At 32.7% G+C, this 24,830-nt stretch carries 16 protein-coding genes; 11 read left to right on the forward strand and 5 right to left on the reverse strand.

Annotated elements, in window-relative coordinates:
- The first annotated feature begins 79 nt into the window (after window positions 1–79).
- The 7 genes from PBT91_RS00280 to PBT91_RS00310 all read left to right on the forward strand — a co-directional run bounded on the left by PBT91_RS00280 (window position 80) and on the right by PBT91_RS00310 (window position 10,563).
- On the forward strand, window positions 80–2,056 hold the full coding sequence (locus tag PBT91_RS00280; protein ID WP_270059814.1) for a tetratricopeptide repeat-containing sensor histidine kinase: 1,977 nt from the start codon (window positions 80–82) through the stop codon (window positions 2,054–2,056).
- Window positions 2,057–2,069: 13 nt separating this feature from the next.
- The gene (locus tag PBT91_RS00285; protein WP_270059815.1) at window positions 2,070–2,735 is read left to right on the forward strand and encodes a response regulator; all 666 of its coding nucleotides are present in this window, start codon (window positions 2,070–2,072) and stop codon (window positions 2,733–2,735) included.
- A gap of 387 nt (window positions 2,736–3,122) precedes the next feature.
- Window positions 3,123–5,498 (forward strand): TonB-dependent receptor domain-containing protein, encoded by a 2,376-nt coding sequence (locus PBT91_RS00290; protein WP_270059816.1) that lies wholly within the window; start codon window positions 3,123–3,125, stop codon window positions 5,496–5,498.
- Between the two features lie 111 nt (window positions 5,499–5,609).
- The gene (locus PBT91_RS00295) at window positions 5,610–5,786 is read left to right on the forward strand and encodes a hypothetical protein (protein ID WP_270059817.1); all 177 of its coding nucleotides are present in this window, start codon (window positions 5,610–5,612) and stop codon (window positions 5,784–5,786) included.
- A gap of 20 nt (window positions 5,787–5,806) precedes the next feature.
- Window positions 5,807–5,986 (forward strand): hypothetical protein, encoded by a 180-nt coding sequence (locus PBT91_RS00300; protein WP_270059818.1) that lies wholly within the window; start codon window positions 5,807–5,809, stop codon window positions 5,984–5,986.
- Window positions 5,987–6,055: 69 nt separating this feature from the next.
- Window positions 6,056–8,311, forward strand: a complete 2,256-nt coding sequence (locus PBT91_RS00305; RefSeq protein WP_270059819.1) for a radical SAM/SPASM domain-containing protein — start codon at window positions 6,056–6,058, stop codon at window positions 8,309–8,311.
- A 59-nt stretch (window positions 8,312–8,370) separates the two neighbouring features.
- Window positions 8,371–10,563, forward strand: coding sequence for a peptidase domain-containing ABC transporter (locus tag PBT91_RS00310; protein WP_270059820.1), 2,193 nt, complete (start codon window positions 8,371–8,373; stop codon window positions 10,561–10,563).
- Between the two features lie 27 nt (window positions 10,564–10,590).
- Here PBT91_RS00310 and PBT91_RS00315 read toward each other — a convergent pair whose 3' ends face one another.
- Both PBT91_RS00315 and PBT91_RS00320 read right to left on the reverse strand, forming a co-directional pair.
- Window positions 10,591–11,811, reverse strand: coding sequence for a site-specific integrase (locus PBT91_RS00315; protein WP_270059821.1), 1,221 nt, complete (start codon window positions 11,809–11,811; stop codon window positions 10,591–10,593).
- A gap of 652 nt (window positions 11,812–12,463) precedes the next feature.
- Window positions 12,464–12,856 carry a lipocalin family protein gene (locus tag PBT91_RS00320; protein WP_270059822.1) on the reverse strand — a complete coding sequence of 131 codons (393 nt, stop codon included), beginning with the start codon at window positions 12,854–12,856 and terminating at the stop codon, window positions 12,464–12,466.
- A 519-nt stretch (window positions 12,857–13,375) separates the two neighbouring features.
- On the opposite strand from PBT91_RS00320, the gene PBT91_RS00325 reads away from it, so the two are divergent.
- From PBT91_RS00325 to PBT91_RS00335, 3 genes are all read left to right on the forward strand, one after another.
- A complete protein-coding gene (locus PBT91_RS00325; RefSeq protein ID WP_270059823.1) occupies window positions 13,376–14,044 on the forward strand; it encodes a RagB/SusD family nutrient uptake outer membrane protein in 669 nt (222 codons plus the stop codon).
- Between the two features lie 757 nt (window positions 14,045–14,801).
- A complete protein-coding gene (locus PBT91_RS00330; RefSeq protein WP_270059824.1) occupies window positions 14,802–16,745 on the forward strand; it encodes a glycoside hydrolase family 97 protein in 1,944 nt (647 codons plus the stop codon).
- Between the two features lie 179 nt (window positions 16,746–16,924).
- On the forward strand, window positions 16,925–19,366 hold the full coding sequence (locus PBT91_RS00335) for a glycoside hydrolase family 2 TIM barrel-domain containing protein (protein ID WP_270059825.1): 2,442 nt from the start codon (window positions 16,925–16,927) through the stop codon (window positions 19,364–19,366).
- Between the two features lie 152 nt (window positions 19,367–19,518).
- Here PBT91_RS00335 and PBT91_RS00340 read toward each other — a convergent pair whose 3' ends face one another.
- A complete protein-coding gene (locus tag PBT91_RS00340; protein ID WP_270059826.1) occupies window positions 19,519–20,031 on the reverse strand; it encodes a GNAT family N-acetyltransferase in 513 nt (170 codons plus the stop codon).
- A gap of 238 nt (window positions 20,032–20,269) precedes the next feature.
- Here PBT91_RS00340 and PBT91_RS00345 point away from each other — a divergent pair, with 238 nt between their 5' ends.
- On the forward strand, window positions 20,270–21,298 hold the full coding sequence (locus PBT91_RS00345; RefSeq protein WP_270059827.1) for a glycoside hydrolase family 43 protein: 1,029 nt from the start codon (window positions 20,270–20,272) through the stop codon (window positions 21,296–21,298).
- Between the two features lie 346 nt (window positions 21,299–21,644).
- Here PBT91_RS00345 and PBT91_RS00350 read toward each other — a convergent pair whose 3' ends face one another.
- Both PBT91_RS00350 and PBT91_RS00355 read right to left on the reverse strand, forming a co-directional pair.
- The gene (locus PBT91_RS00350; protein ID WP_270059828.1) at window positions 21,645–22,319 is read right to left on the reverse strand and encodes an ABC transporter ATP-binding protein; all 675 of its coding nucleotides are present in this window, start codon (window positions 22,317–22,319) and stop codon (window positions 21,645–21,647) included.
- Window positions 22,320–22,406: 87 nt separating this feature from the next.
- Window positions 22,407–24,800 carry an ABC transporter permease gene (locus tag PBT91_RS00355; RefSeq protein WP_270059829.1) on the reverse strand — a complete coding sequence of 798 codons (2,394 nt, stop codon included), beginning with the start codon at window positions 24,798–24,800 and terminating at the stop codon, window positions 22,407–22,409.
- Window positions 24,801–24,830: the final 30 nt, after the last annotated feature.

Below are 24,830 nucleotides of genomic sequence, written 5' to 3' on the forward strand. Positions count from 1 at the left end.
AAATTAAAAGGCCTTGTAATCTACAAGGTCTTTTATAATTTTTTACTTTAGCATCAAAAGTCATTCTGCGTAATATAGTTTGAGGCAATTCCGGATAGCAATAATAACTTTACTTGCACTTTCATTTTCTTGTAACCTAGAAGATCAGAGTAGTGTTGCTATTGATACTAATATAAAAAAAAGCGACAAATTATATAAAGATGCTTCAAGAATAGATTCACTACTATACGCGACCTATCAAGATGCTATTGCCGAGCGGAATGATAGTATAAAGAATGATAAGCTTATTGATCTTTCGTATAAATATCTAAAGGCAGACGATTCTTTAATGTTTGTTCGAACCAATGATTTAGCTCAGGAATCTTCAATTTCACTTCAGGATTCAGTTGGAATTTCTTCAACTTATTGGGATTTAGCACAATTTTATCATAATTACAATATTGAAGATAGTGCATATTACTATTATGATAAAGCACAAAAAATCTACAGTACGCTAGATGATAAGCTAAACTCCGCAAGATTACTACTTAACATGGCTATTATTCAAAAGAATATTAAAGATTATACAGGTAGTGAAGTGACAACATCTCAGGCTATTAAATTACTAGAGCCTTCAAATCAATATCATACATTATATGTCGCATATAATAATCTTGGAATTATTTTTAATGAATTGGAGGAGTATGAAAAATCACTTCAATATCACCGAAAGGCCATAAAAAACCTTTATAGATTAGGTGATACAAAAGATTTAGCTTCAAGTTATAACAATATTGGGGTAGTTTATAATAACCAAGAGAACTATTCGGCTGCCATTGAATTTTTTGAAAAAGCACTAAATACTACTAAAAATCTTCAGGAAGATAATCCTAAGATATATGCTATGCTTCTCGATAATCGGGCTTATGCTAGATTTCATTTAGGAGATACTACAAATCAGTTGCTTAATGAATTTGAAAAAGCTTTGAACATAAGAAAAGATTTAAATCTAAAAACAGGAATAAGTATTAATCAATTACATCTATCAGAATATTTTTTGGGGAAGAGAGATACAGCTAAAGCTATTAAATTTGCAAATTTATCTAGAAAAATGTCTTTTGAAAGCCAAAATACTAGAGATTTATTATTGTCTTTAAAGCTCTTATCAAAAGCTAAAAAGGATAGTGCTCTTTATTATTCCAATCGATATATTGACATTAATGATAGTTTACAAAAGCAAGAGCGAACCGTTAGAAACAAATTTGCTAGAATACGTTTTGAAACGAATGAATATATCTCTAAAACGAAAAGATTAAATGAGCAGGTCATTCTCATTTCACTGATATCAATAGCACTTTTATTATTATTTTCATTGTTATATATTATTAAAGCACAACGAGCAAAAAATAAATTATTCAACCAAAAACAACAAGCCAATCATGAAATCTATTCTTTAATTTTATCTCAACAGCGTTTAATTGAAGAGGAGCGTGAAAAAGAAAAAAGGCGGATTTCTAGGGAATTACATGATGGCATTTTAGGGAGTTTATTTGGGCTAAGAATTAGCTTAGACTCTTTAAATGAAGATGATAGTAAAGAGATTAAGGAAAAGCGGGCAGCATACATCTACGAAATTCAAAAAATTGCAGAAGAAATAAGACTGTTATCTCATCAACTTAATAAAGATTCCCAAGTAGATATTGATTTTCAACTGATTTTAAAAGAGTATTTAAAAAGGCAATCAGAGATTATTAATATTCAATTAGATAGTCTAGATGATATTGATTGGGAATTAATAGAGAATAATATAAAAATAAACTTGTATAGGATAATTCAAGAATCAATTACGAATATACATAAGCATTCGCAAGCTACACTGATCAATATAAGTATCAATGTAATAAAAAAGCATATGATCGTAAAGATTAAAGATAACGGAACAGGCTTTGTAGCTAATAAATCATCTTCGGGAATTGGATTGAAAAACATGAAAAGCCGTGCAAGAAGTATTAACGGAAAATTGTCTATTGAATCAAATACTGATGGAACTATAATTGAGTTAAGTATTAAATTATAACATACAATGGTTTATGAATGATAAAAAAGTATTAAAAATACTATTGGTTGATGACCATCATATTATTTTGGAAGGCTATAAAAATGTGCTTTCAAAAATTATTCTCGATAACTATATAATTTCAGTAGAAACTTCAGATAGTTGTGATTCAGCTTGGAGCCTATTGGAAGAAATGAAGTTTGACATTGTTTTCTTAGATATTAATTTCCCAATTAGCGAAAAAAATAAAATCTTATCCGGGGAGGATTTAGGGGTTAAAATTAAATTAAACTTTCCCGAGATTAAAATTATAGTTTTAACTGTCTTAGGAGATCCATTTCGTCTGCATAACATTTTACTAAATATAAATCCTGACGGATTCCTTTTGAAAGGAGAAACAACATCTGAGGAACTAAAAAGATGTTTTGCCAAAGTGATCACCTCTCCACCATATTATGGATCAAAAGTCTCAAAACTTTTACATTCTGAAATTAGCAAAAATTCATTAATTGATGAGACTGATAGAAACATTCTTTACCAACTCTCACTAGGAACAAAAACTAAAGATTTACCAAACTATATTCATTTATCACTAAGAGCTATAGAAGATAGAAAAAGGAAGTTAAAAGAAACTTTTGGAGTTTCTGGAGATGGTAATAAAGCTTTATTAGAAAAAGCTAGACAAAGTGGTTATATATAAATGCTCCTTATATAAACTTTCTTTCTAAAATTTTAGCTCCTAATGCCTATGGAGCTTTTTCCATTTTAGGACTCATGAAATTCCCTTAATTTTCTACAGATATTTGTAATTAAATTATGGGGTCAGGGAACATTTGGTTTAGTTGATTATGAAGGTATTTTTTCATATTTAATTTGCATAAGTAAAATTTTAGAACATAACGTTAGATTATTCAGGGCTGTATTGGCTTTATTTAATTATATGGTTGTATAATAAGAGTTCAGGAAAGATTATGTAGTACAGACTTTTAGGCTTAGTATAAAATGTGGTTTTACCGTAGTTAAACTGTGGGGTATTAGGGTTTATTTGGATTTTGTTATGATAAGTTTACAATTCCAAATTACTACAATGAAATTACGATTTATCCTTTTATTTTATATTTTATTCCCTGTCATTATGTTAGGACAGATAAATCTATCAGGTAAAGTAATAGATAAAAATAATGAACCCGTTGCTTTTGCAAATGTTATAGTGACGGAAAAAGGTACAGATAAGGTTAAAGGCAAAACAACGGATAAAACAGGAAGCTTTGAACTAAAATTATCTAGTGCTCTTTATGAGGTTGAAATTAGTTTTGTTGGATATACGTCTTGGAATGAAACTATAAATTTAGAAAATAAAGATATTCATTTAGGAGTTATTAAGCTAGCTGAGAGTGCAACATCTTTAAATGAAATTGTTATTCAGGGTAAAAGGCCTGTCATTGAAAATAAGATAGACCGGTTAGTCTTTAATGTCGGAAATTCAACGATAGCCTCCGGAGGAACAGCAATTGATATCATAAAAGTAACACCAGGAGTTATTGCAAATGGCAATGCAATATCTATGATAGGAAGAAGTGGAGTCGGTGTAATGATCAACGGAAAATTGATTCAATTGTCAGGAGAAGAATTACTTTCCTATTTGAATACAATATCCTCAAACAATATAAAAAGTGTAGAAGTCATTACGTCTCCCCCTGCGAAATATGATGCAGAGGGTAATGCTGGTTTAATAAATATAGTATTAAGAAAACCTAAGAGAAATAGTTGGTATAATTATGCAAGATCAAATTATACCCAAAGAACTTACTCTGGATATGCCCTCGGGAATACTTTCCTTTTCAATAAAAATAAATTTTCTTTATATGCCTCTATAGACGGAACATTAGGAAATAAGGCACAATATATTGAATCAACTATAGGTTATGATGAAGGCATCTGGCAAGGAAAAACTGATTATAAAAAACGATTGGATAACTTATCAGGAAGGTTTACACTGGGATATAACATAACTCCAAAATCTTCCGTTGGAATAACTTATCAAGGTTCAATTTCTGACAAGGATGTCCACGATAGAGATAAAACCAAAATTTTTAATTCGCAAAATATTCGAGTTGGAGAGGTTATTTCAAAAGGTATGAATGATAGAGAAGGCGAAAATCATGATTTAAATCTTTCATATGAACATCAGTTAGATACACTTGGAAAAAAACTAGAAGCTGGACTTGATTACTTTCAATATAAAAATGATCAAAGCCGCGTTTTTACAAGTGAACGAATAGATTATAATCCACAAAACTATGGCGTGATATCATCCAATACTCAGGAAGTCACCAATTACAATTTTAATTTAGATATCTTACATCCAATAGGAAAGACTATGTTTTCTTATGGAGGTAAGATGACTTTCACAAACACTGTAAATCAACTTGCTTCAGAGAATCTTTTGGGTAGAAGCGATGATTTAATTCTGCAGAATGATCACTTTGATTATGATGAAAATATTCAAGCTATATATGCAGATGCAACTTCAAATATAAATGAGAAGTGGACTTTAAAATTAGGTCTTCGTCTGGAGGCAACACAGACTAAAGGAAATTCATTGACTACTTCCTCTGAATTTTCCAGAGACTATCTAAACTTGTTTCCAACCATTTATTTTAATCACAACCCAAATAAAGAAAACTCTTATAATTTTAGTTATAGTAGAAGAATACGTAGGCCTCAATTTTCAGATCTTAATCCATTTCGTTGGTATATAAATGCCATCTCTTATACAGAGGGTAATCCATTTTTGCAGCCTCAAACTTCTCATAATTTCGAATTTAAATACAGCTATAAAAATTCAATTATTTCTAGAATTTTTTCAAGTATATCTCGAAATGGCTATGGACAAATACCATCTGTTGATAGAGAAAATAATCAACAAATATATATTCGTAAAAATTTCTATAATTCTACAGTTATAGGAGCTAGTCAGATTTATTTAAAAGATATTTTTTCATGGTGGAAAACCATTACACAAGCTACCTTTTACCATTTCAGTTCTTCATATATCAATAATATCTCATTGTCTACAGACCTTAATAAAGGTTTTAACTTTCAATTCTATTCTAACCATAATTTTACTTTAAGCAAATTAGCTTCTGCAGAATTCACTTTTAATTATGGGGCGCCCCAAACGATGTTGTTATTTAAAACATCATCATCGGTTTCTGTTGATTTAGGATTTAGGTTAAAACTTTTTGATGAAAAATTACACCTTAATTTTTCAGCTGTCGATATCTTAAAAACATCTGCTCGAACAACCAGGGCAATGACAAATGGCGTGCCTCAGGAGTATTATAATTACAACGATAATAGATATTTCAGGCTTGGATTGGAATATAAGTTTGGAAATTCTAAAATCAAGGCCAGAACTACGAAATCTGGAAATAGAGATGAACAAAATAGAGCAGGATAAGAATAGTTAATTATGTATCCTTCTGAAAGTATAAAAATATCCTTGCAAGGGAGAGCAAAACATGAGTTAATCTCTATAAAATATGACTCTAAAACTTAAAATTTTTACAAAATGAAAAAACAAAGTTTCAAAGATTTACTTAGTAAAATGGAAAAACTTCAGGAAACTGAAGAGGGTAAACTAAAAGGTGGCATAAGTACTGTAAATAGCAATCTTTCTGAAGATGAGGTTGACAAACCTGACAATTATGGCTGTCCTGAAAATGTTTACTGTCCTAGTGAAGATTAAATTTTAAACTTAAACGTAAAATGAAAAAGCAAAATTTCAAAGATTTACTTAGTAAAATGGAAAAACTTCAGGAAACTGAAGAAGGTAAATTAAAAGGAGGAATTAGCACCGTTAATAGTAGTCTTTCTGAAGATGAGGTTGACAAACCTGACAACTATGGTTGTCCTGAAAATCTTTATTGTCCACAGGATAAAGATTAGATTGATTTTGATTGGGAAGTCCTTATGGGCTTCCCATCAATAAATTGTTATTAATATTAAAATTGAAGTATGAAAATTAGCTTTTATAATATATTTTATCCCAAAGATGAAAAGATAATAGGATATAATACTGTTAGTGATAGGTTTGTTGTATTGGAGCCGATATTATATGAATTACTTGAGGCTAGTACAAACGAAAATAACCTAGAGCAGTTAAAAGAAGTACATGAGAGCTTTTATCAGACATTGGTGGAGAATGGATTTATTGTTTCTAGTAATACAGATGAGCTTGAAGAGATTAAGCTTATAAGCGACAGAGTAGATTTTGACGAGACGAATTTTGAACTTACAATCAACTCTACTATGAATTGTAATTTTAAATGTTGGTACTGTTATGAGTCTCATATTAAAGACTCTAAGGTTTCAGATGAAACCTTAGATAAAATAAAACTTTATATTGATAACTTAATAAATTCAAAGAAGGACAAGTTAAAAAGATTTAGCCTTAAATGGTTTGGAGGGGAACCATTATTGTATTTTAATAAAACAATCTTACCATTATTGAAGCATGTTTATCCGAAAATGGAGGCAAACAATATTCGGTTCAAGTCAAGTTTTACAACAAATGCATATTTAATAAATCAAAAACTTTTAGATGAATGTAAGAAATATGGTGTAGATGATTTTCAGATTACGCTTGATGGAAACCGCGAAAGACATGATAAAGTTCGGTATGTATCCAAAACGAAAGGATCTTACGATGAAATTATTGATAACATTAAACTTTGTTTAAAAAATAAATTTCATGTAACAGCACGGATTAATATTTCTGAAGAGACATTGCCTGGTATACTTGATATTATGGATGATTTTGAAGATGTTTCGAATCTTGAAAGACCATTCTTGACCTTTTCGTTTCATAAAGTATGGCAAGTGAAAAAAGATTTAAAAACAGAGATTTCTGATATAGTATCTGCTTTTAGATTGAAAAATTTTACAGTTGCATCAGTGGCAGAAAGTAGCGCTTCTATTAGAAGTTCTTGCTATGCTGATAAATTAAATCAAGCTACCATAAATTATAATGGTGATATTTTTAAATGTACAGCAAGGGAGTTTAGTAAAGAATCAAGAGATGGAATTCTTGAGTCTAACGGGAATATTGACTGGAATGAAGAGCGAGTTAAAAAACGACTAGAGGATACAAGGTTCAGAAATAAACCATGCTTAGAGTGCAAAATTTTACCAATATGTAATGGAGGATGTTCTCAAGTTCGGGTCGAAAATGAGGGTATTGACTATTGTGTTCACAATTTTGACGAAGATCGTAAAATGAATTTAGTAAAGGAAAAATTTAACTCTAGAATAAAACATGGAAATTTTGACAAGAAGTCACTAAATAGAATTGTATATAAACTAAGACATATAAATTATAATAGCTTACCGAAAATTAGCTCAGCAGTGTTTCAAAGTGGTATCAGTGATTTTATTAAACAAGAAGCAAGAAATAAAAATATTCCCGAAATACTGGAAATGAATCAAATCTATATTAAAGGAGTTAACAAACTTCGAATGAACCAATTTGGATCCTATATTAAGGATCAACAAAAAATTGCTGAAATTTATGATTCCCTTGAGTTAAATGAGAATGAAGAAAAGATCACCTCATTTGTAGCCCTACCTGTGATTGCATATTATTTTTATAAACTTAATGATTTTCAGGAAGCCTTAAGTTATACGAATAAAAGTATTGAAAATGATGACTATTTCCTTCCTAATCATGGAATTATGCATGGCCATAAAATTCAACAGATTCATAATATTATAAGAATATACTTTAAACAGAATAAAATTTTGGAAGCTTGTAGTCTGGTCAACTCAACTATTTCACATATGACTGGAAACGAAAATTTAAATTATCCAAAGGGAAATTGGAAGTATAAATCTTATGACTTTAACTCTCAGAACGATATTACAGGTTTGTTTCATCAAATCTTTTCAGAAACTGTAAATTCCATTTCAAGTATTTCAAAAAATTCTGATGAGGAGTTTGAATATTTCCAAAAGGCATTTGGAAATCTGTCAATGAATAAATATAATATTCCATGTGCGCTAAAACCGTTATTTAAATTTATTGAAATTAAGAAAGCGCTTCACGGTAATTATTCTTATGATTATACTCAAATCGAGCAATGGATAGATGAAACTTTAGATAGTGAATGGGCATCATTTTTTAAAAGTTTGTATTCAAATCTATATTATTCGATTGCAACAGGAGCATACCAGACAAACAAGCAAAATCTAAAGAATATACAATTGCAAAAATAGAATACTATTATCACTCAAGTAAGAACTTGAGTGATAAATAATCCTATCATTCAAAATTAATGAAATTTTCTCCGCAACATGATCAAATGGACTGTGGGCCAGCTTGTCTAAAAATGATAGCAAACCATCATGGAAAAGATTATCCTATAGAATATTTAAGGAAAAATTCTTATTTAACCAAAGAGGGAGTTTCGTTACAAGGTATCAAATTGGCTGCGCAGGATATTGGTTTCAAAACATTTCCTACCAAAGTTTCGTTGGAATTGTTAATGGAAAAAAAGGAGTTGTTGCCCTGTATTTTACATTGGAATCAGAATCATTTTGTCGTTCTTCAGAAAATTTATAGAAGTAAATTTTCAAAAAAAAGATATTTTTTAATAGCTGATCCAGCGCATGGATTTATTAAAGTCCAGTATGAGAGTTTTAAATCAAATTGGTTATCTAATAATACCGAGGGTGTTGTATTATACCTTAATCCGAAGCAATCTTTTTTTGAGAAAGATCCTCCTATTGAACCTCCTTTTCCACTAAAAAGGCTTCTATCATATCTCAAGCCATATAAACGGCAGTTATCTTTAATGTTTTTATTATTGATGATTGGGAGTTTAATCAATATTGTTTTGCCATTTCTAACTCAACGTCTAATTGACGATGGTGTCAATACAAAGGATATGAGCGTTATAAATATTATTCTATTGGCACAATTGAGCTTGATAACGGGAACTATTATAACCGAGATTTTTAGGAATTGGTTAATGCTATATGTCGGTACTAAAGTAAGTATTCAGATAATTTCAGATTTTTTGAAAAAGCTTTTAAGCTTACCTATCAACTTCTTCGAAACAAAAATGATAGGTGATTTTAATCAAAGAATTCAAGATAATCAACGTGTCGAGAATTTTCTGACATCTCAAAGTTTAATAACTATTTTTTCGGTTATAAGTCTTTCAACGTTTTTAATAGTTTTATTGTATTATGATAGTTTTATATTGCTTATCTATATACTTTTGACAACATTATCTATCATATGGTCTCTTGTATGGTTGAAGAAAAGAAGGATTTTAGACTATTATAAATTTCAACATAAAAGTGAGAATCAGGATTCTTTGTATGAAATAATCAATGGAGTTGCAGAACTAAAATTGAACAATTTAGAAAGTTATAAGCGTAATAATTGGAAAAAAATTCAAAAGCGTTTATTGCAAATTAATATTAGATTGTTGAAGGTGGATCAATTTCAATTATCAGGATTTAATTTAATTAACCAAGCAAAGAATATTTTTGTAACCTATTTTGCTGCCTCTTATGTCATAGAGGAGAAAATGACTTTAGGAACATTATTAGCGATTTCCTTTATAATCGGTCAACTAAATGCCCCGATTAGTCAACTAATCAACTTCTTCCGTTCTTTGCAAGATGCAAAATTAAGTCTTAGTAGACTCCAGGAAGTCCAAAATCATCCAGAAGAAGATGGCAAAGAACTTGATGTAATTCCTACATCTAAAAATAATAAGAAAGGGATAAAAATTGAGAATTTATCGTTCCAATATGGTGGTCCAAAATCATCTTATGCCTTAAAACAAATAGATTTGTTCATACCTGAAGGTAAAACTACTGCAATTGTGGGAGCAAGTGGTAGTGGGAAAACTACATTATTGAAGTTATTATTGAAATTTTACAGACCGACCCATGGAAAAATTTATTACAATCAAGTAGATATAAATAAAATTTCTAGCTTCGTTCTTCGTGGTAAATCAGGCGTAGTGATGCAAGAGGGGTATATTTTTTCCGACACTATTGAAAGAAATATTGCTACATCCGAATTAAATATTAGCCATAATAGATTAACTAAAGCTATTAAAACTGCAAATATTGAAGGCTTTATTAATGATTTACCCTTAAAGTTAAAAACAAAAATAGGAGCCTCTGGGAATGGAATATCGGGGGGCCAAAAACAACGACTACTTATTGCTAGAGCCGTCTATAAAAATCCTAATTATTTATTTCTTGATGAAGCAACCAGCGCATTGGATGCCGAAAATGAAAAAATTATTCATTCAAACCTAAATAATTTTTTTAAGAAGAAAACGGCAATAATCATAGCTCATCGATTATCTACTGTGAAGAATGCAGATCAAATTGTGGTTCTCGAAAATGGGTGTATTGTCGAAATAGGTAATCACGAAGAACTAGTTTTAAATAGGGCAAAATATTTTGATTTAATTAAAAATCAGCTTGAGTTAGGAAATTAGAATGGAAACCTAACAAAGCTTAAGTGTTCAGAATTGGTTCATTTCCTCTTGATACTGATCTAAAATGTTGGTGGGTAGGGACCTTAAGTAAATTTGAGTTGTATTAATTTTGGAGTGTCCTAACATCGAGGAAATAGCCATCAATGGAACATTTTTTAATAAAGCATGAGTAGCAAAACTATGTCTTGAAACATAAGAAGTTAACTTTTCTTCGATGTCACATAATTTCGCCATTCTTTTTAAACCTGCATTATATCGATGCAAGGCATCTTTGGCATCTTTATATTGAAGTTCAGGTTCCTCTCTTTTTATTATTGGTAAAATAAAATCATTGCTAGTCTTTCCTTTCGTATAATAGTTTAAAATCTCCTCAATAGGTTTAGTGATTTTTATATCATAAACCTTACTGGTCTTTTTACGCTGAAATCGAATTCTACCATCTACGATGTTTTCGATTTTTAAAAAAGCTAAATCGATAAAAGATAAACCAAATAACATATAAGATAGGAGAAAGTAGTTCCTATAGTGAAACATGAAATCGGTCTCTGGAACGGTTAGAACTAATATCTTCTGTATGGATTCTAATTTAATAGCCCTCTTTGCGGTAGGTACCGTTTTAATTTGATAATTGTAAAATGGGTATGCCTCTCTTTTAATAAGGCCTTCTTTGATTCCCTTGTTATAGATAGCTCTCAGAGTACGCATATAAGAGGCAATTCCGTTAATGCTATTGCCTTTTTTAGATAAGTGATAGCGCTCAAAGTCTTTTAAAAATTGATAGTTAACTTCGTTGAATTTTACTTCTGCACCGCGCGTGAATGTTCTAAGGACATTTAATAAATGTTCATAATTCTTTGCTGTTCCATATCTACCTAAAGCACGAAGCTCCTCCACTTTTGCATCACCAAATTGATAGAATGAATCATAAGTTGTTTGTCCGGTTAGTTTAGCCTTTACCTGTTTAATAGAGAGGTAATCTAGTTCTCCCGAATCGTGCAGTTCGTTCAGAATGTCCTGATATTCAACGATAATTTTAGCTAATAAATTATTTAATTGTCCTAACTTTGAGGTACCTTTATAGGAGGATTTAATACGTCTTCGATTCTCATCCCAGCTGTTAATAGGTACTTTGTGACCGGTGGCAATTGAGGTAGATTTAGAGAAATGACTAAGCCGTATTTTTATTGGATATTGATGATCTTGTGTTTTTCGACGTTTATCTAGTGTTAAAATTAGACTGGTTTTCATAAGATTTATACTTTAGGTGATGATAAAAATCCTTATTTCATAGGCTAAGGCACGAGTTCAGGTCTTATAAATTTAGTGAAAAAATTTGCACGTAATTTGCACGCAGATTGCCTTTTTTCTTTGATTTCAGATGATATCAAATGATATCAAAAAATATGTAAAACATTGTTTTTCAATTAATTATATTGATATTTACGACTGCTTAATTTGCTTAGAAAGCAGCTCATAATCAAGGGGTCCCTGGTTCGAGCCCAGGTGGGACCACCAGTAAAATAAAGCCTTACAGAGATGTAAGGCTTTTTTGTTTCTAGTTTTGAACAACTTTTGGTCTAGTTGGTATGATGAATAAAAATTATACAATAGATTCTCTAATTAATGCTAAAAAATAATTATGAACATATAGGATTATAATGTCTTGATTTTTTAGGACCGAGTGGAAAGATGTTTGACCTGCGATCAGTTTCAGAATCAAAAATATTTTCAGAATACATAAGTAGAATTAAGAATTCTTATGAGTAAGATTTACTTTATAGCTGAGATACTTAGAAATATTGGCAATTTTATGATAGCCTCATGAGCGCTTTCTAGAAATTTTAAGCCAGTTTTTATAATATTCATGCTGATAATTCTAAAGCTATATTCGAATATTTAATTAGTTTATAGGTTTAAATTTTAACCTACATCCTTGATCGCAGTCGGAATAAGCAGGAGTGAAAATAATATTAACATCTTCGTAATCCAATTCTTCAACAATAGTAGATGAGGTGCTTGCTATTCCTATCATTCTGTTTGTAGTGCAATCAAAGTCTAAGTATATCTCATCATCTTGAATCGAATAACTTCCTATAGTGCACTGAGGAAACCGTGTAGAAATGAAAGTCCCATCTTCATTAAAAGTATAGCTATAGGTATTCTCAGCAGGGGTCCATTGGTTATTATCGTTATAAATTTCCACTAACTTCCAAGAACCCACGATTCTATCTACTTCATACATTCCATAATCTTGCGTATCACAGCTTATCGAAGTGAATAAAGAACAAGACAAAAAAACAATACAAGATTTAATCTAATTCTATTCATCGGTTATACAAATTAGGTTACAATAAAAAATTATAATAGCATAGAATCCAAGTGAAACTATAGCTCAGCCTGTTATTTGCTGAAATTTGAGTAGGAAGAATATAAAGCCTAAAGTAAAATTTTATGATTTATATAACATAATTCGGGTATTGCAAATATAATTAAACATCTGAAGTATAGATATTTATGTTTTTTAATTTTGAGGATTTAACATTTAAAAGTGTGGGGTTTGAGATATTAAAAGGCAAATAAGATATATTGGAATAATCTATACAATTTGGCAAGTTGATTAGTTTCAAAGCTAGATTTATACCCCCAAATAAAATATTTCGAAAAAACATATATTTTCGGAACAGGCATGATCAAATAAAAAGGTATTCATTCTTTAAGCTATGTATTTTCGCAAAAGGATAGATTAAGATAGTATAATTATTGCGTGGAGATATAGAATTGCGCAGCAAATTGGGGAGGAAATGATGATAATATGAGTTTTCTTAAATGGTTTACGATGCCTATAGAAATTCAGACTTATGGTGGATATACCGTTCCAAAAAAACAGTATTACGACTCTTTTGAAGAAGGTGATAAAAGAAGATCGGCAACCTTAATTGGGCCTGTAGATGAACATCCAGATCCAGATATCAATATATCAGATTATCCAAATATTCAGGCAAATTATAACGGAATAAACACTTGCGGAACTGTAGAAAATCCATGGACTCAAGAAGGGAGAAGTGGTTATTATGAAGTGAAGTACTGGAGAAATCCACTTATTGATGCTTTCCAAGGAAATATTTTTAGCGATCAAAATCTAATTTTGCTTCGCTACGGTCAAGTTTTGCTTAGTCTTGCTGAAGCTCATCATCGTGCAGGAAATATAGGTACGGCAGAAGATTACGTCGCACAAGTAAGAGAACGAGCAAGTTTAACGACGTTGCCAGATGGTGATATGTTAGATGTCATATTAGAAGAATATAGACACGAATTAGGAGGAGAATTTTCTTTATGGTGGGTGCTAAGAAGATCTGGTGAGCATTTAAATTATATTTCCGATCATTTCGGAATTACATTTCCTACAGGAAAAGATATTTTACCAATTCCTCAGGAGCAAATGGATGCTAACCCCAATTTAGTACAAAATCCTGGCTACTAATTTTAGCTGGTTTTTTTACTTTCATGAGTCTCTCCAATAGAGAGACTTTTTTGTTTTTAATTGCGAAAAAATCTTTTCATTTTCAAGTTTAATCTGGTAAGCGGAAAAAATTATCACTATCCTTCAAATGCTCATATAATTATACTTAAACAGGTTTTATTCAAAGGAATTATAAATCCAAATAAAATTTAATTTTTTCGATGAAATCGAAAAAAATATAGACGAAATGGCGTGTATAAGATTTTAATTATTTAAATTAGTACCACCAACTAAAACCTTTTAATGACCAATGCTATCTTTTTTACATAAAAATCGTTTTTTCATTATTCTTGTTTTAAGCACAACAGCGGTGTGGTTTACTCTCGATATGATTTATTACAATAATTTACCTTAATACTATAATTTTTAGGTTTTAGGTTTTAGCTCAGTTTATTCCTAAAATAGCTAATGATTCTTGGCTATTCTTATAATGTAATTATCCTATTGTTTTGAGTGGTAGGATCGTTATCTAGCGGCAATTGATCATCGTTTTCATTCAGAAAATGCCTTATATTTTAAGTAGTATTTTTCTTCTTCACAGTTCTCGAATTATAATTTTTAGGTGCACGTACTATTAAACATTCAGAATAATAGTATTTTTAAAATTCAGTTATTCGTTAAGGTTTTCGCTTTTAAACAAATTGGAATAGAAGCGAATAAAAAACAAATTTTAAATCAACATAAGCTTAAACGTTAGTTATAATCCGAAATTTAAAAAATGAAATTACTAAGAATTCAACCTTTTCTTGCCTTACTATTTTTAGGTAATCTAGTTACCGCACAAATTGGTGAAATCAAAAGTCCAGATGGGCAAATCAGTTTAAAATTAAATGAAAACAACGGAAAAATATCTTATGATGTTCGTTACGCAAACGCTTCGTTTTTAGAATACTCGCCGTTAGGTTTAAAAACCTCATTGGGTGATTTTTCTTCAAATCTTAAATATATTTCTTCGGAAATTAATAGCATCGAAGATTCTTACGAGCTAAAGAAGGCCAAAGTGAGCCATGTAGATTATAAGGCTAATGAATTAGTGGCAAAATTTGTAAATGAAAACGACGATAGCCTTTTTGTATATTTTCGAGTTTCTAATCGCGATGTAGCATATTCGTATCAACTAAAATCAAAAGCTGGGAGAAGTAATATCAAGATTCTTGAAGAAACCTCTGGTTTTAATTTGCCAGAAGGTACAACTAGCTATATTACGCCACAAGCCTTACCAATGACGGGGTGGAGTGAAACTAAACCTTCTTATGAAGAAGAATATACGCTAAGTGAGAAATTAGGTGAGCCATCAAAGTATGGTGTTGGTTATACTTTTCCTGCATTATTCAAATTAGGTGAAAAAGGCTGGATTTTGATTTCTGAAACCGGTGTAGATAGTCGTTATCCCGGTAGTCGATTAAGTGAATCTACAGATGACGGTTTATTCAGTATCAAATTTCCGCAGGAAGGAGAAAATAATAGCATTGGCGATACTTTTGCTGCTATGGCAATGCCAGCAAAAACACCGTGGAGAACAATCACGCTTGGGAAAACTTTAAAACCAATAGTTGAATCTACGGTAGCTTTCGATTTAGTAAAACAAAAATACGAACCTAGTAGCGATTACAAAATGGGGCGTGCTACCTGGAGTTGGATCGTTTGGCAGGATAACAGTATTAATTATGAAGACCAGATTAAATATATCGATCTCGCCGCATCTTTAAATTTTGAATATGTACTGATCGATAATTGGTGGGATAATAATATTGGTTACGAACGAATGGAAGAGCTGGTGAAATATGCACAATCTAAAAATGTAGATGTTTTGCTTTGGTATAATTCTAACGGATATTGGAACGAAGCGCCACAAACTCCACAGGATAAAATGAATACTAGCGCTGCCAGAAAAAAAGAAATGGAGTGGTTGCAAAAAATTGGTGTTAAAGGTTTAAAAGTCGATTTCTTTGGCGGGGATAAACAAACCACCATGAAGTTGTACGAAGATATTTTAGCCGAAGCTAACGATTATGGTCTGGGAATTACATTTCATGGATGTACTATCCCAAGAGGATGGGAAAAAATGTATCCAAATTATGTAACTTCAGAGGCAGTTTTAGCTTCAGAGAATTTAATATTTGGTCAGGAAGCTTTAGATAAACATGCCTTAAACTCTACAATCTTACCCTTTACGAGGAATGCTATAGGTGCGATGGACTTTGCTCCGGTATTTCTAAATCAAAGAATGTCCAGAGATCAGGAAAGTGGTACAATAAGAAGTACAACTGATGCTTTCGAATTAGCAACTTCTATATTATACTTTTCACCAATTCAACATTTTGGATTAACACCTAATAATTTAGAGGAGCAGCCCAATTATGTTTTAGATTTTATAAAAGAAGTACCAACAGTTTGGGATGAGACGATTTATATTGGAGGAGAACCAGAAGATTATACCGCTTTAGCTCGTAGAAAAGGTGATCGATGGTATGTTGCGGTAACAAACGCTAAAAAGGAAAAACGAAAAATAGAGCTCAATCTACCAATGTTAGCAGGAAAAGAGATGAAACATCTTTATGATAACAAAGATAAAACCGCAGCTTATAAAGCTTCGAAAGTAAAGAAAAACGGAACTCTAAAAATAGAATTGCAGCCAGAAGGTGGTGCTGTTATATATTAAAGACAGATTGAAATTATATAAAAAAGCTTCTCGTCTCGAGAAGCTTTTTTTTTTGAATAATTTTCAGAAATCATGCTAATACGATTTTGTAAGCTTTTGATGATAAGAAAAGTAGAAGCATTGAAAGATAACTGTAAAATTTACATTAAATTAGAAAACCGTAACTAAAGTTATCATCAATGAAATTGAAAATCGTTAATTTATTAATCTTAGTTTTATTTTTTCAGGCTTCAGCTTATGCGCAGCAACGCCACACAGAAATTCTTCAAAATGACTGGAAATTTATAAAAGGAAATCCTTCTGAAGCCAAAGAAGTGGTAACAAATACTTCAGATTGGAAAACAATAAGCATTCCGCATGATTGGGCGGTTGAAGAAGATTTTATTGAAGATGGTGATGGCAATACCGGGAAACTTCCGTGGAAAGGGGAGGCTTGGTATCGCCGAAATTTAGATCTTTCAGCAATAAAAAAGGACGATAAAGTATTCCTGATTTTTGATGGTGTAATGGCCTTCCCGAAAGTGTATGTTAATGGAGAGCTTGCCGGGCAATGGGATTATGGCTATAATTCATTTTATATAGATATTACCGATAAACTTGATTATTCTGAAAATGCTAAGAATGTACTTGCTGTTCATGTGGATACGCGAAAACACGATAGCAGATGGTATCCCGGAGCAGGAATTTACCGGAAAGTCAGTTTAATCTCTATGGCGCCAATCCATACAAAAATATGGGGAACGCAAATTACTACGCCAATCATAAAACCAAATTATGCCGATGTTCGAATTTCCAGTCTGGTAAAAAATGAAACTTCCGAAGCAAAAAAAGTTAGCGTTACACAGCGCATTTTAAATCCTGAAGGCAACGAGGTTTCCAGCAAAAGTATTTCTCATGATCTAAGAGCCGGCGAAGAAAATTATTTTGAAGTAGATGTACAACTAATCGATCCTATGCGTTGGGATATCGAACATCCGCATTTATATAAAGTCATTACAGAAGTTAATGTAGATGAAAAAATCAGTGATGTTTCTGAAACTACTTTTGGGATTAGAAGCATTGAATTTACGCCAGATGATGGATTTCATTTAAACGGAAGAAGGGTGCAGCTTAAAGGCGTGAATTTGCACCACGCTCACGGTCCGCTTGGCGCTGCATTCTATCCCAGAGCCATGGAACGTCAATTAGAAATTATGAAATCTATGGGTGTAAATGCAATTAGAAGCAGCCATAATACCGCTGCTCCTGAAGTTTTAGAATTGTGCGATAAAATGGGCATTTTGATGTTTAACGAGGTTTTTGATAAATACGATCGCAAAGCCGATATTGTAGATACCACTAACTTTGAAAGTTTTGCTGAACGAAATATTCGCAATTTCGTAATGCGAGATCGTAACCATCCGTCAGTATTTATTTGGAGTGTAGGGAACGAGATGCATGATGTGCAGGCCAATGCTAATAATGGTTTTCAGAGATTACATACCATGCTGAATTATGTTCGAAAATACGATTATACCCGTCCGGTAACTATGGTGAATGATGTTCAGGATAATGCAGCTTTACGACATTTTGATTTTTACGATGTGCATAGTTGGAATTACGGCAGGCGTTATCAATTGGCTCGCCAAATGGAACCCAATAAATCGGTCATTATTTCAGAATCTGCTTCCACCGTAAGTACACGCGGATTTTACGAATTTCCATTACCCGAAAAGAAAACAGATTTCACCAAATCACTTCAGGTTAGTTCTTACGATTTTCATGCGCCAAGTTGGGCAGAAATTGGCGACGATGATTTTATGTGGCAGCAAGATGAATCGTATATCGCAGGCGAATTTGTATGGACCGGTTTCGATTATTTGGGGGAACCAACACCGTACACCAATCGAACCGTAAAAGATATGGGAATGAGCGATAAGGAAGCCGCGCGTAGCTCTTACTTCGGAATTGTAGATATTGTCGGAATTCCGAAAGATCGATATTATTTATACAAAAGCTATTGGAAGCCCGATGAGAAAACGATTCATATTTTACCACATTGGAACTGGAAAGGAAAAGAAGGCGAGAATGTTCCGGTTTTTGTGTATACCAATGGCGATTGTGCCGAACTTTTTATCAACGGAAAATCGCAAGGCAAACAATGTAAATCGCCGGCATCTCAAAATTCAACCGAACGTTTTCGTTTGATGTGGAAAGACGTGGTTTACGAACCCGGAGAAGTAAAGGTAGTCGCTTATAAACAAGGTGAAAAATTGGGAGAAAAAATACTGAAAACTACTTCAGAAGCGACCAAGATTAAGCTTTCGGCAGATCGAAAAACGATAAAGGCCAATGGAATGGATCTTTCTTATATTTTGGTGGAAGCTTTTGATAAAGACGGAAATCTGGATCCTTTAGCGAAGGAACGTTTAGAAATTGAAGTTAGTGGAGCAGGAGAATTAGCCGGTGCCGGAAATGGCGATCCACAGTCTTTCGAGCCACTTCAGGATGATAAAGTCGATTTATTCTACGGAAAAGCAATGATTATTCTAAAATCTGGAATGGAAGCAGGAACGATTAAACTCAAAGTGAGTAGTGAAAATCTGAAAGGAGAAACGATAAAAATTAAAACTGAAAAATAGGGAAAAGCATCGATTCTGAGAACTAACAGAATCGATGCTTTTTAAATAATCGATAAGTTAAATTGTCATCCTGAACTTGATTAAGGATCTCATCAAGATTATTTATTCAAAAACTTCAACCAAAATTCGATAATTTTGAATAGCATTTAAATTTAAAACTCCTTCGAAAATACCAGTCTGGAACCTCGATTTTCAGTAGAAATTTCTTTTACTTCAGTTAATCCTAATTTTTTAATGGCATTTATGGAAGCATGATTATCTGGACTGGCAGCTGCCAAAATTCGATTTAATTGAAGCTCATTTTTAGTAAAATCGATCCAAAATTGCCCAATTTCAGTAGCAAAACCTTTTCCCCAATAATCTTGATGTAGCACAAATCCAAATTCAAGATCATCTTCATCCCCAAGAAAGTTACACGGAATTAATCCTGTAAAACCAATAAAGTTTTCAGTGGTTTTGTCTAAAACGCATACAAAACCGATCTGATCTTCATCATTCAGGATAAAATTATTGCTTAAAACATCTAAAAACTCTTTTTTGCTGAGCGTTCTTCCTTTAAAGGCCGATTTCATTACGGTTTCGTTCTCGCAAAAGAGTTGATAAAGCGGCATAAACAATTCGGCTTGAAAACTCACAATTTTGAGTCGGTTAGTTTCTAGTTGCATTTTAGAGTGTTTGATTTGAAGGTGAAATGTATGGAAAATATTGAGTTTAGATTATAGATAAAGAGTGAATAACCAAAATCCAGAATCGAGATAAAGTAACTTTGATTGTTCTGAATTACTTTTAATAAATGCGGTTAGGCATTCATGAAAATTGAATTTTCAGAAGATATTATTCTTTGAAACATATTGTGCTTACACTATATTTACATATTTCAAAATAAATAATCTCTTCATATTCATGAAAATCTCAAAATATTCCATTAGAAAACTAGCACTATGTAGCACATTTATAAGTATAGTATTTCTATGTTTACAAAATGTTCAGGCACAAAAGTACGGCGGCAATCCGGTGATCGAAGGAATGTTTACCGCAGATCCTTGCCCGCTTGTTTATAATGATACGCTTTACCTTTTTACAGGTCGTGATGAGCAAATTGAAGGTCGAGAAGGATTTCTAATGAATGAATGGCAGGTGTTTTCTACCTCAGATATGTACGATTACACAAGTCATGGTTCTTTATTAAGCATCGAAGATTTTGATTGGGCTGCTGGTAATGCTTTCGCAAGTCATGTGGTGGAGCGCGATGGTAAGTTTTGGTGGTATGTATCTCTTACCCATAAAAATATTCGTGTAAATGAAGGTTTTGCTATAGGCGTAGCCGTTGCAGACCATCCTCTTGGTCCTTATAAAGATGCAAAAGGTGCAGCTATTGTTACGGATAAAACGCCCAATGCTATCCCTTTAAACATTGATCCTGCTGTATTTGTAGATGATGATGGACAGGCCTATTTATTTTGGGGTTCCTGGGGTGAGGCGCGTGTGGTAAAATTAAAAGATAATATGATTGAGATGGATGGGGAAGTACAAACTCTGGAACTCAAAAATTTCTTTGAAGCTCCTTTTGTGCATAAAAAAGGAGATACTTATTATATGACCTATGCAGGATCGGGATATCCATCAAAAACAGAATACGCCACAAGTAAAAGTATTACCGGTCCTTGGAGGTATCAGGGAGTGGTTAATGAACTGCTTCCTATATCTGCAACTAACCATCAGGGAGTTGTAGAATTTCGTGATAACTGGTATTTTGTATATCATAACGCACAATTACCAACAGGCGGCGTATTTAGAAGATCGGTAAGTATCGACAAGCTTGAATATACCGAAGACGGTCTTATAAAAACTGTTGAAAGAACCAAAACCAGCGTTCCGGCTATAGATAAATCTGGCAAAATAATTCAGACTGAAAACTCAAAAAAAGATTAAACAAATAACAAAACTATAATTAAAATACGTCTAAACTTAAAAATCTAGTTTGATCTCTTTTCCGGAATAAAGTGCTCAAGTTCTTTTTGTTACTCAGGAGATCTAAAAATCCCAATAAATGCCTTTTTTACCGGCAATCTCAAGTCGCTGTTAATTGTGAACGCGAAGGCAAGAGGTAGGAATGTCGTTGTATCCTTCAAAAGCAATTCTTTCGGCCTTTAAATAACTTTCTGCTGAAGAACCATTAACAACTGCAACTTTCATATCACGAAGATCATTGGGTACCTGAATTTAATGAGCATTTTTAAGTTCGATTTGTGGTATCTTAAATTTAGAGCTGTAATGTCTATTTCCCTTTATTTTCGCTACCATCCAAAAGATGTACAATTCGGTTTGCATAAGCTGCGTTACTTTCAGAATGAGTAGCCTGAATGATGGTCACGCCGTCTTCTTCGTTTAATTGTTTGAAGAGCTGCATAATCTCATCGCTTTGCTTAGAATTGAGGTTTCCGGTTGGTTCGTCTGCAAGAATTAATTTTGGTTTAGAAATTAGCGCTCTTGCGATCCCTACCAATTGCTGTTGCCCACCACTTAATTGGTTAGGAAAAAGATCTTTTTTTCCTACAATATTAAAACGATCCAACATATCGCCAACCAGCGCTTTACGTTCAGATCCTTTTGTTTTTTTGTACAGTAGCGGCGTTTCAATATTTTCGTAAACGGTAAGTTCGTCGATAAGGTGATATTGCTGAAAAACAAAGCCAATATATTCTTTGTATAATTTTGAACGATGTTTTTCTTTCATGTTATGAATGGTCTCCTCCAGAAATTTATACTCACCTTCCTGAAATCCGTCTAACATTCCAATCACGTTCAACAATGTTGATTTCCCGGAACCTGATGGCCCCATAATGGAAATAAATTCGCCTTCTTCAACTTTAAGACTTAAATCGTTTAGCAGGAATGTTCTTCTTCCGCTGGTGGTTACCCATTTGTAAATGTGGTCTAGTTGTAATAACATGTTTTTATTTTTTTTGAAATCTTATATCTTAAACCTCGCAGGTTTTGAAACCTATGATGTTTAGGTTTTACTCAGTTCTTAGTGATTTTACCGGATTTTGTAATGCGGCTTTAACGGTCTAAAACTGATGGTGACTACAGCAATTAAAAGTGATAATACGCCTGCGGCAATAAAAAACCAGAGGCTTAATTCAATTCTAAACACATAATTTTGTAACCATTCATTAGTGAAATACCAGGCAATAGGTGTTGCGATCACAAAAGCGATTCCTACTAGGATTAAAAAATCTTTGGTTAATAGCAAGGTGATATTGGTGACTCCCGCGCCAACAATTTTCCGTACTCCAATTTCTTTAGTTCGTTGGGTTACTACTAAAATGGACATCGCGAAAAGCCCAATACAACTTAAAATGATAGCGATTATCGATCCACTGGTAATCATACTGGTTAGTCGCTTTTCATTTCTAAAGGTGCGATCTATATTTTCATCCAGAAAAGAAGCCACAAATTCCGCATTAGGTTCTATGTTAGCCCAAGCTTTCTCTATCGCATCATAACTTTGTGAAGCCGTATTTGGAGCAACTTTTAGATAAGCATAATAAAGATCCCAGTTTGGATCTACAGAAATGGTAAGTGGCGCAATTTCTCTATTTAAATCCTGAAAGTTATAATCTTTAAGCACCCCGATAATCTTATACTTTCGGTTGCCTCCAATAGGGATCATTTTATTTAATGGCTCTTCTTCCTGAAGCAATTTTGCCATTGATTCGTTGATAATCAGGCTAAGACTATCTGTGGCAAAATTTCGGTTAAAATCACGGCCTTCTTTCAGATTTAGGTCTAAGGTTTTTATATAATCATAATCTACAGCTAATACGTTGGTATTGATGTTTCGGCCTTTATACTCAAATCCCATCTGGCTTTCAAAACGAGATCCTGTGGCATCGATTCCCAAAATATTATCGGCACCACTAATGTTTACGATATTAGGATTATCCTGAAGTTCATTCCGTAGTAATTTTAAAGATTCACGAGCCGATTTTTTACCGTTTAGCGGAAATGCGATTACCTGTTCTTTATTGAAACCTAAATTTTTATTCTGCATAAAATGCAACTGCTGCCACAACACCAAAGTTCCCGTAACCAAAAGAATGGCAATGCTAAACTGAAAAACCATCAGCACGTTTCGTAGCTTGTTTTTACCACTCATATCCAGTTTTCCTTTTAGCGACTGAATGGTTTTTAATTTTGAAAGCAACAAGGCTGGATATCCACCGGCGATTAAGGTAATTGCCGCCATGATGACTAAAAATCCAAGGATCATCGACGGATTTACGATAGTGCTGAATTCAGCCGGAATTCTGAATAGCGACTGAAAAGGATCGGCAATCAAAAGACTTAGCAGTAAACCAATAATTGCTGAAGTAAGAAAAATAAACACGCTTTCTGCCCAAAATTGAATAAAAAGCTGACTTTTAGCAGCTCCCAGCGTTTTGCGCATTCCAATTTCTTTTAGTCGCTTTGTGCTTCGGGCAATGCTCATATTAATAAAATTTACGCTGGCAATTATGATGATAAGCATTCCTATCCCAAAAATCAGGTAAGGGTAACTTTTGGAAACTTCAAAAAGATGATTTTTAATTTTTACAAAATGCCAATCTGTGATCGACATTAATTTTAGTTTTTTATAGTTTCCTTCAGCATTAGGTTGTGCGCCATCACGCTGGGCATCGTCGATATCTCCTTTAAAGTGAAGATTGGTGAATTTTTGAGCATTTTTTTCAAAATCGGCTACATCAACACCATTTTCTAATTGTACATACACGTGATGATTTCTATTTCCCCATTCGGTTAAATTTTCCTGATAATAGGGAGTATTTTCCATCGAAATGGCAAGACTAAGATCATCATTGGTGTTTTTTGGCAGGTCTTTTAGCACTGCAGTAACTACAAAAGGTTTTAATTCGCCACCAACCTGAATATCGAAGCTTTTTCCGATAACATTTGTTTCTCCAAAGATCTTATTGGCAGTTTCTGCAGTGACAACAACCGAGTTTTGATGTTCTAAAGGATCATTTTTCTTTCCGTAGAGCATAGGAAAAGAAAACATTTTGAAATAATCATTGTCTAAAAACACTAAATCCAACAATAATTCTTTCTCTCCTTTTTTTACCAGATTATAGCCTTCGCGATAACGGCTGGCATATTTAACACCGGGAACTTCTTCTTTTAGAGTAGGTGCCATGGCGAGCGGCTGCGTTATAGTTGCTTTTGCGCCCTCTGGGTTTTGTGAAATAAAATAAGAGATAAATAAACGATCTTTATTTGCATGAAAATTATCGAAAGAAAGTTCGTAAATCGAAGCAATACTTAATAGTATCGCTGCAGCAAAAGCGATAGATAATCCAAGAATATTAAGCCCTGTAAAGGTTTTGTCTTTGATGAGATTTCGCCATGCGATTTTGATATAGTTTTTAAACATGATGTGTTGTTTTTCTAGCTATTGATAGAT

The sequence above is a fragment of the Zunongwangia sp. HGR-M22 genome, assembly GCF_027594425.1.
Lineage (GTDB): Bacteria > Bacteroidota > Bacteroidia > Flavobacteriales > Flavobacteriaceae > Zunongwangia.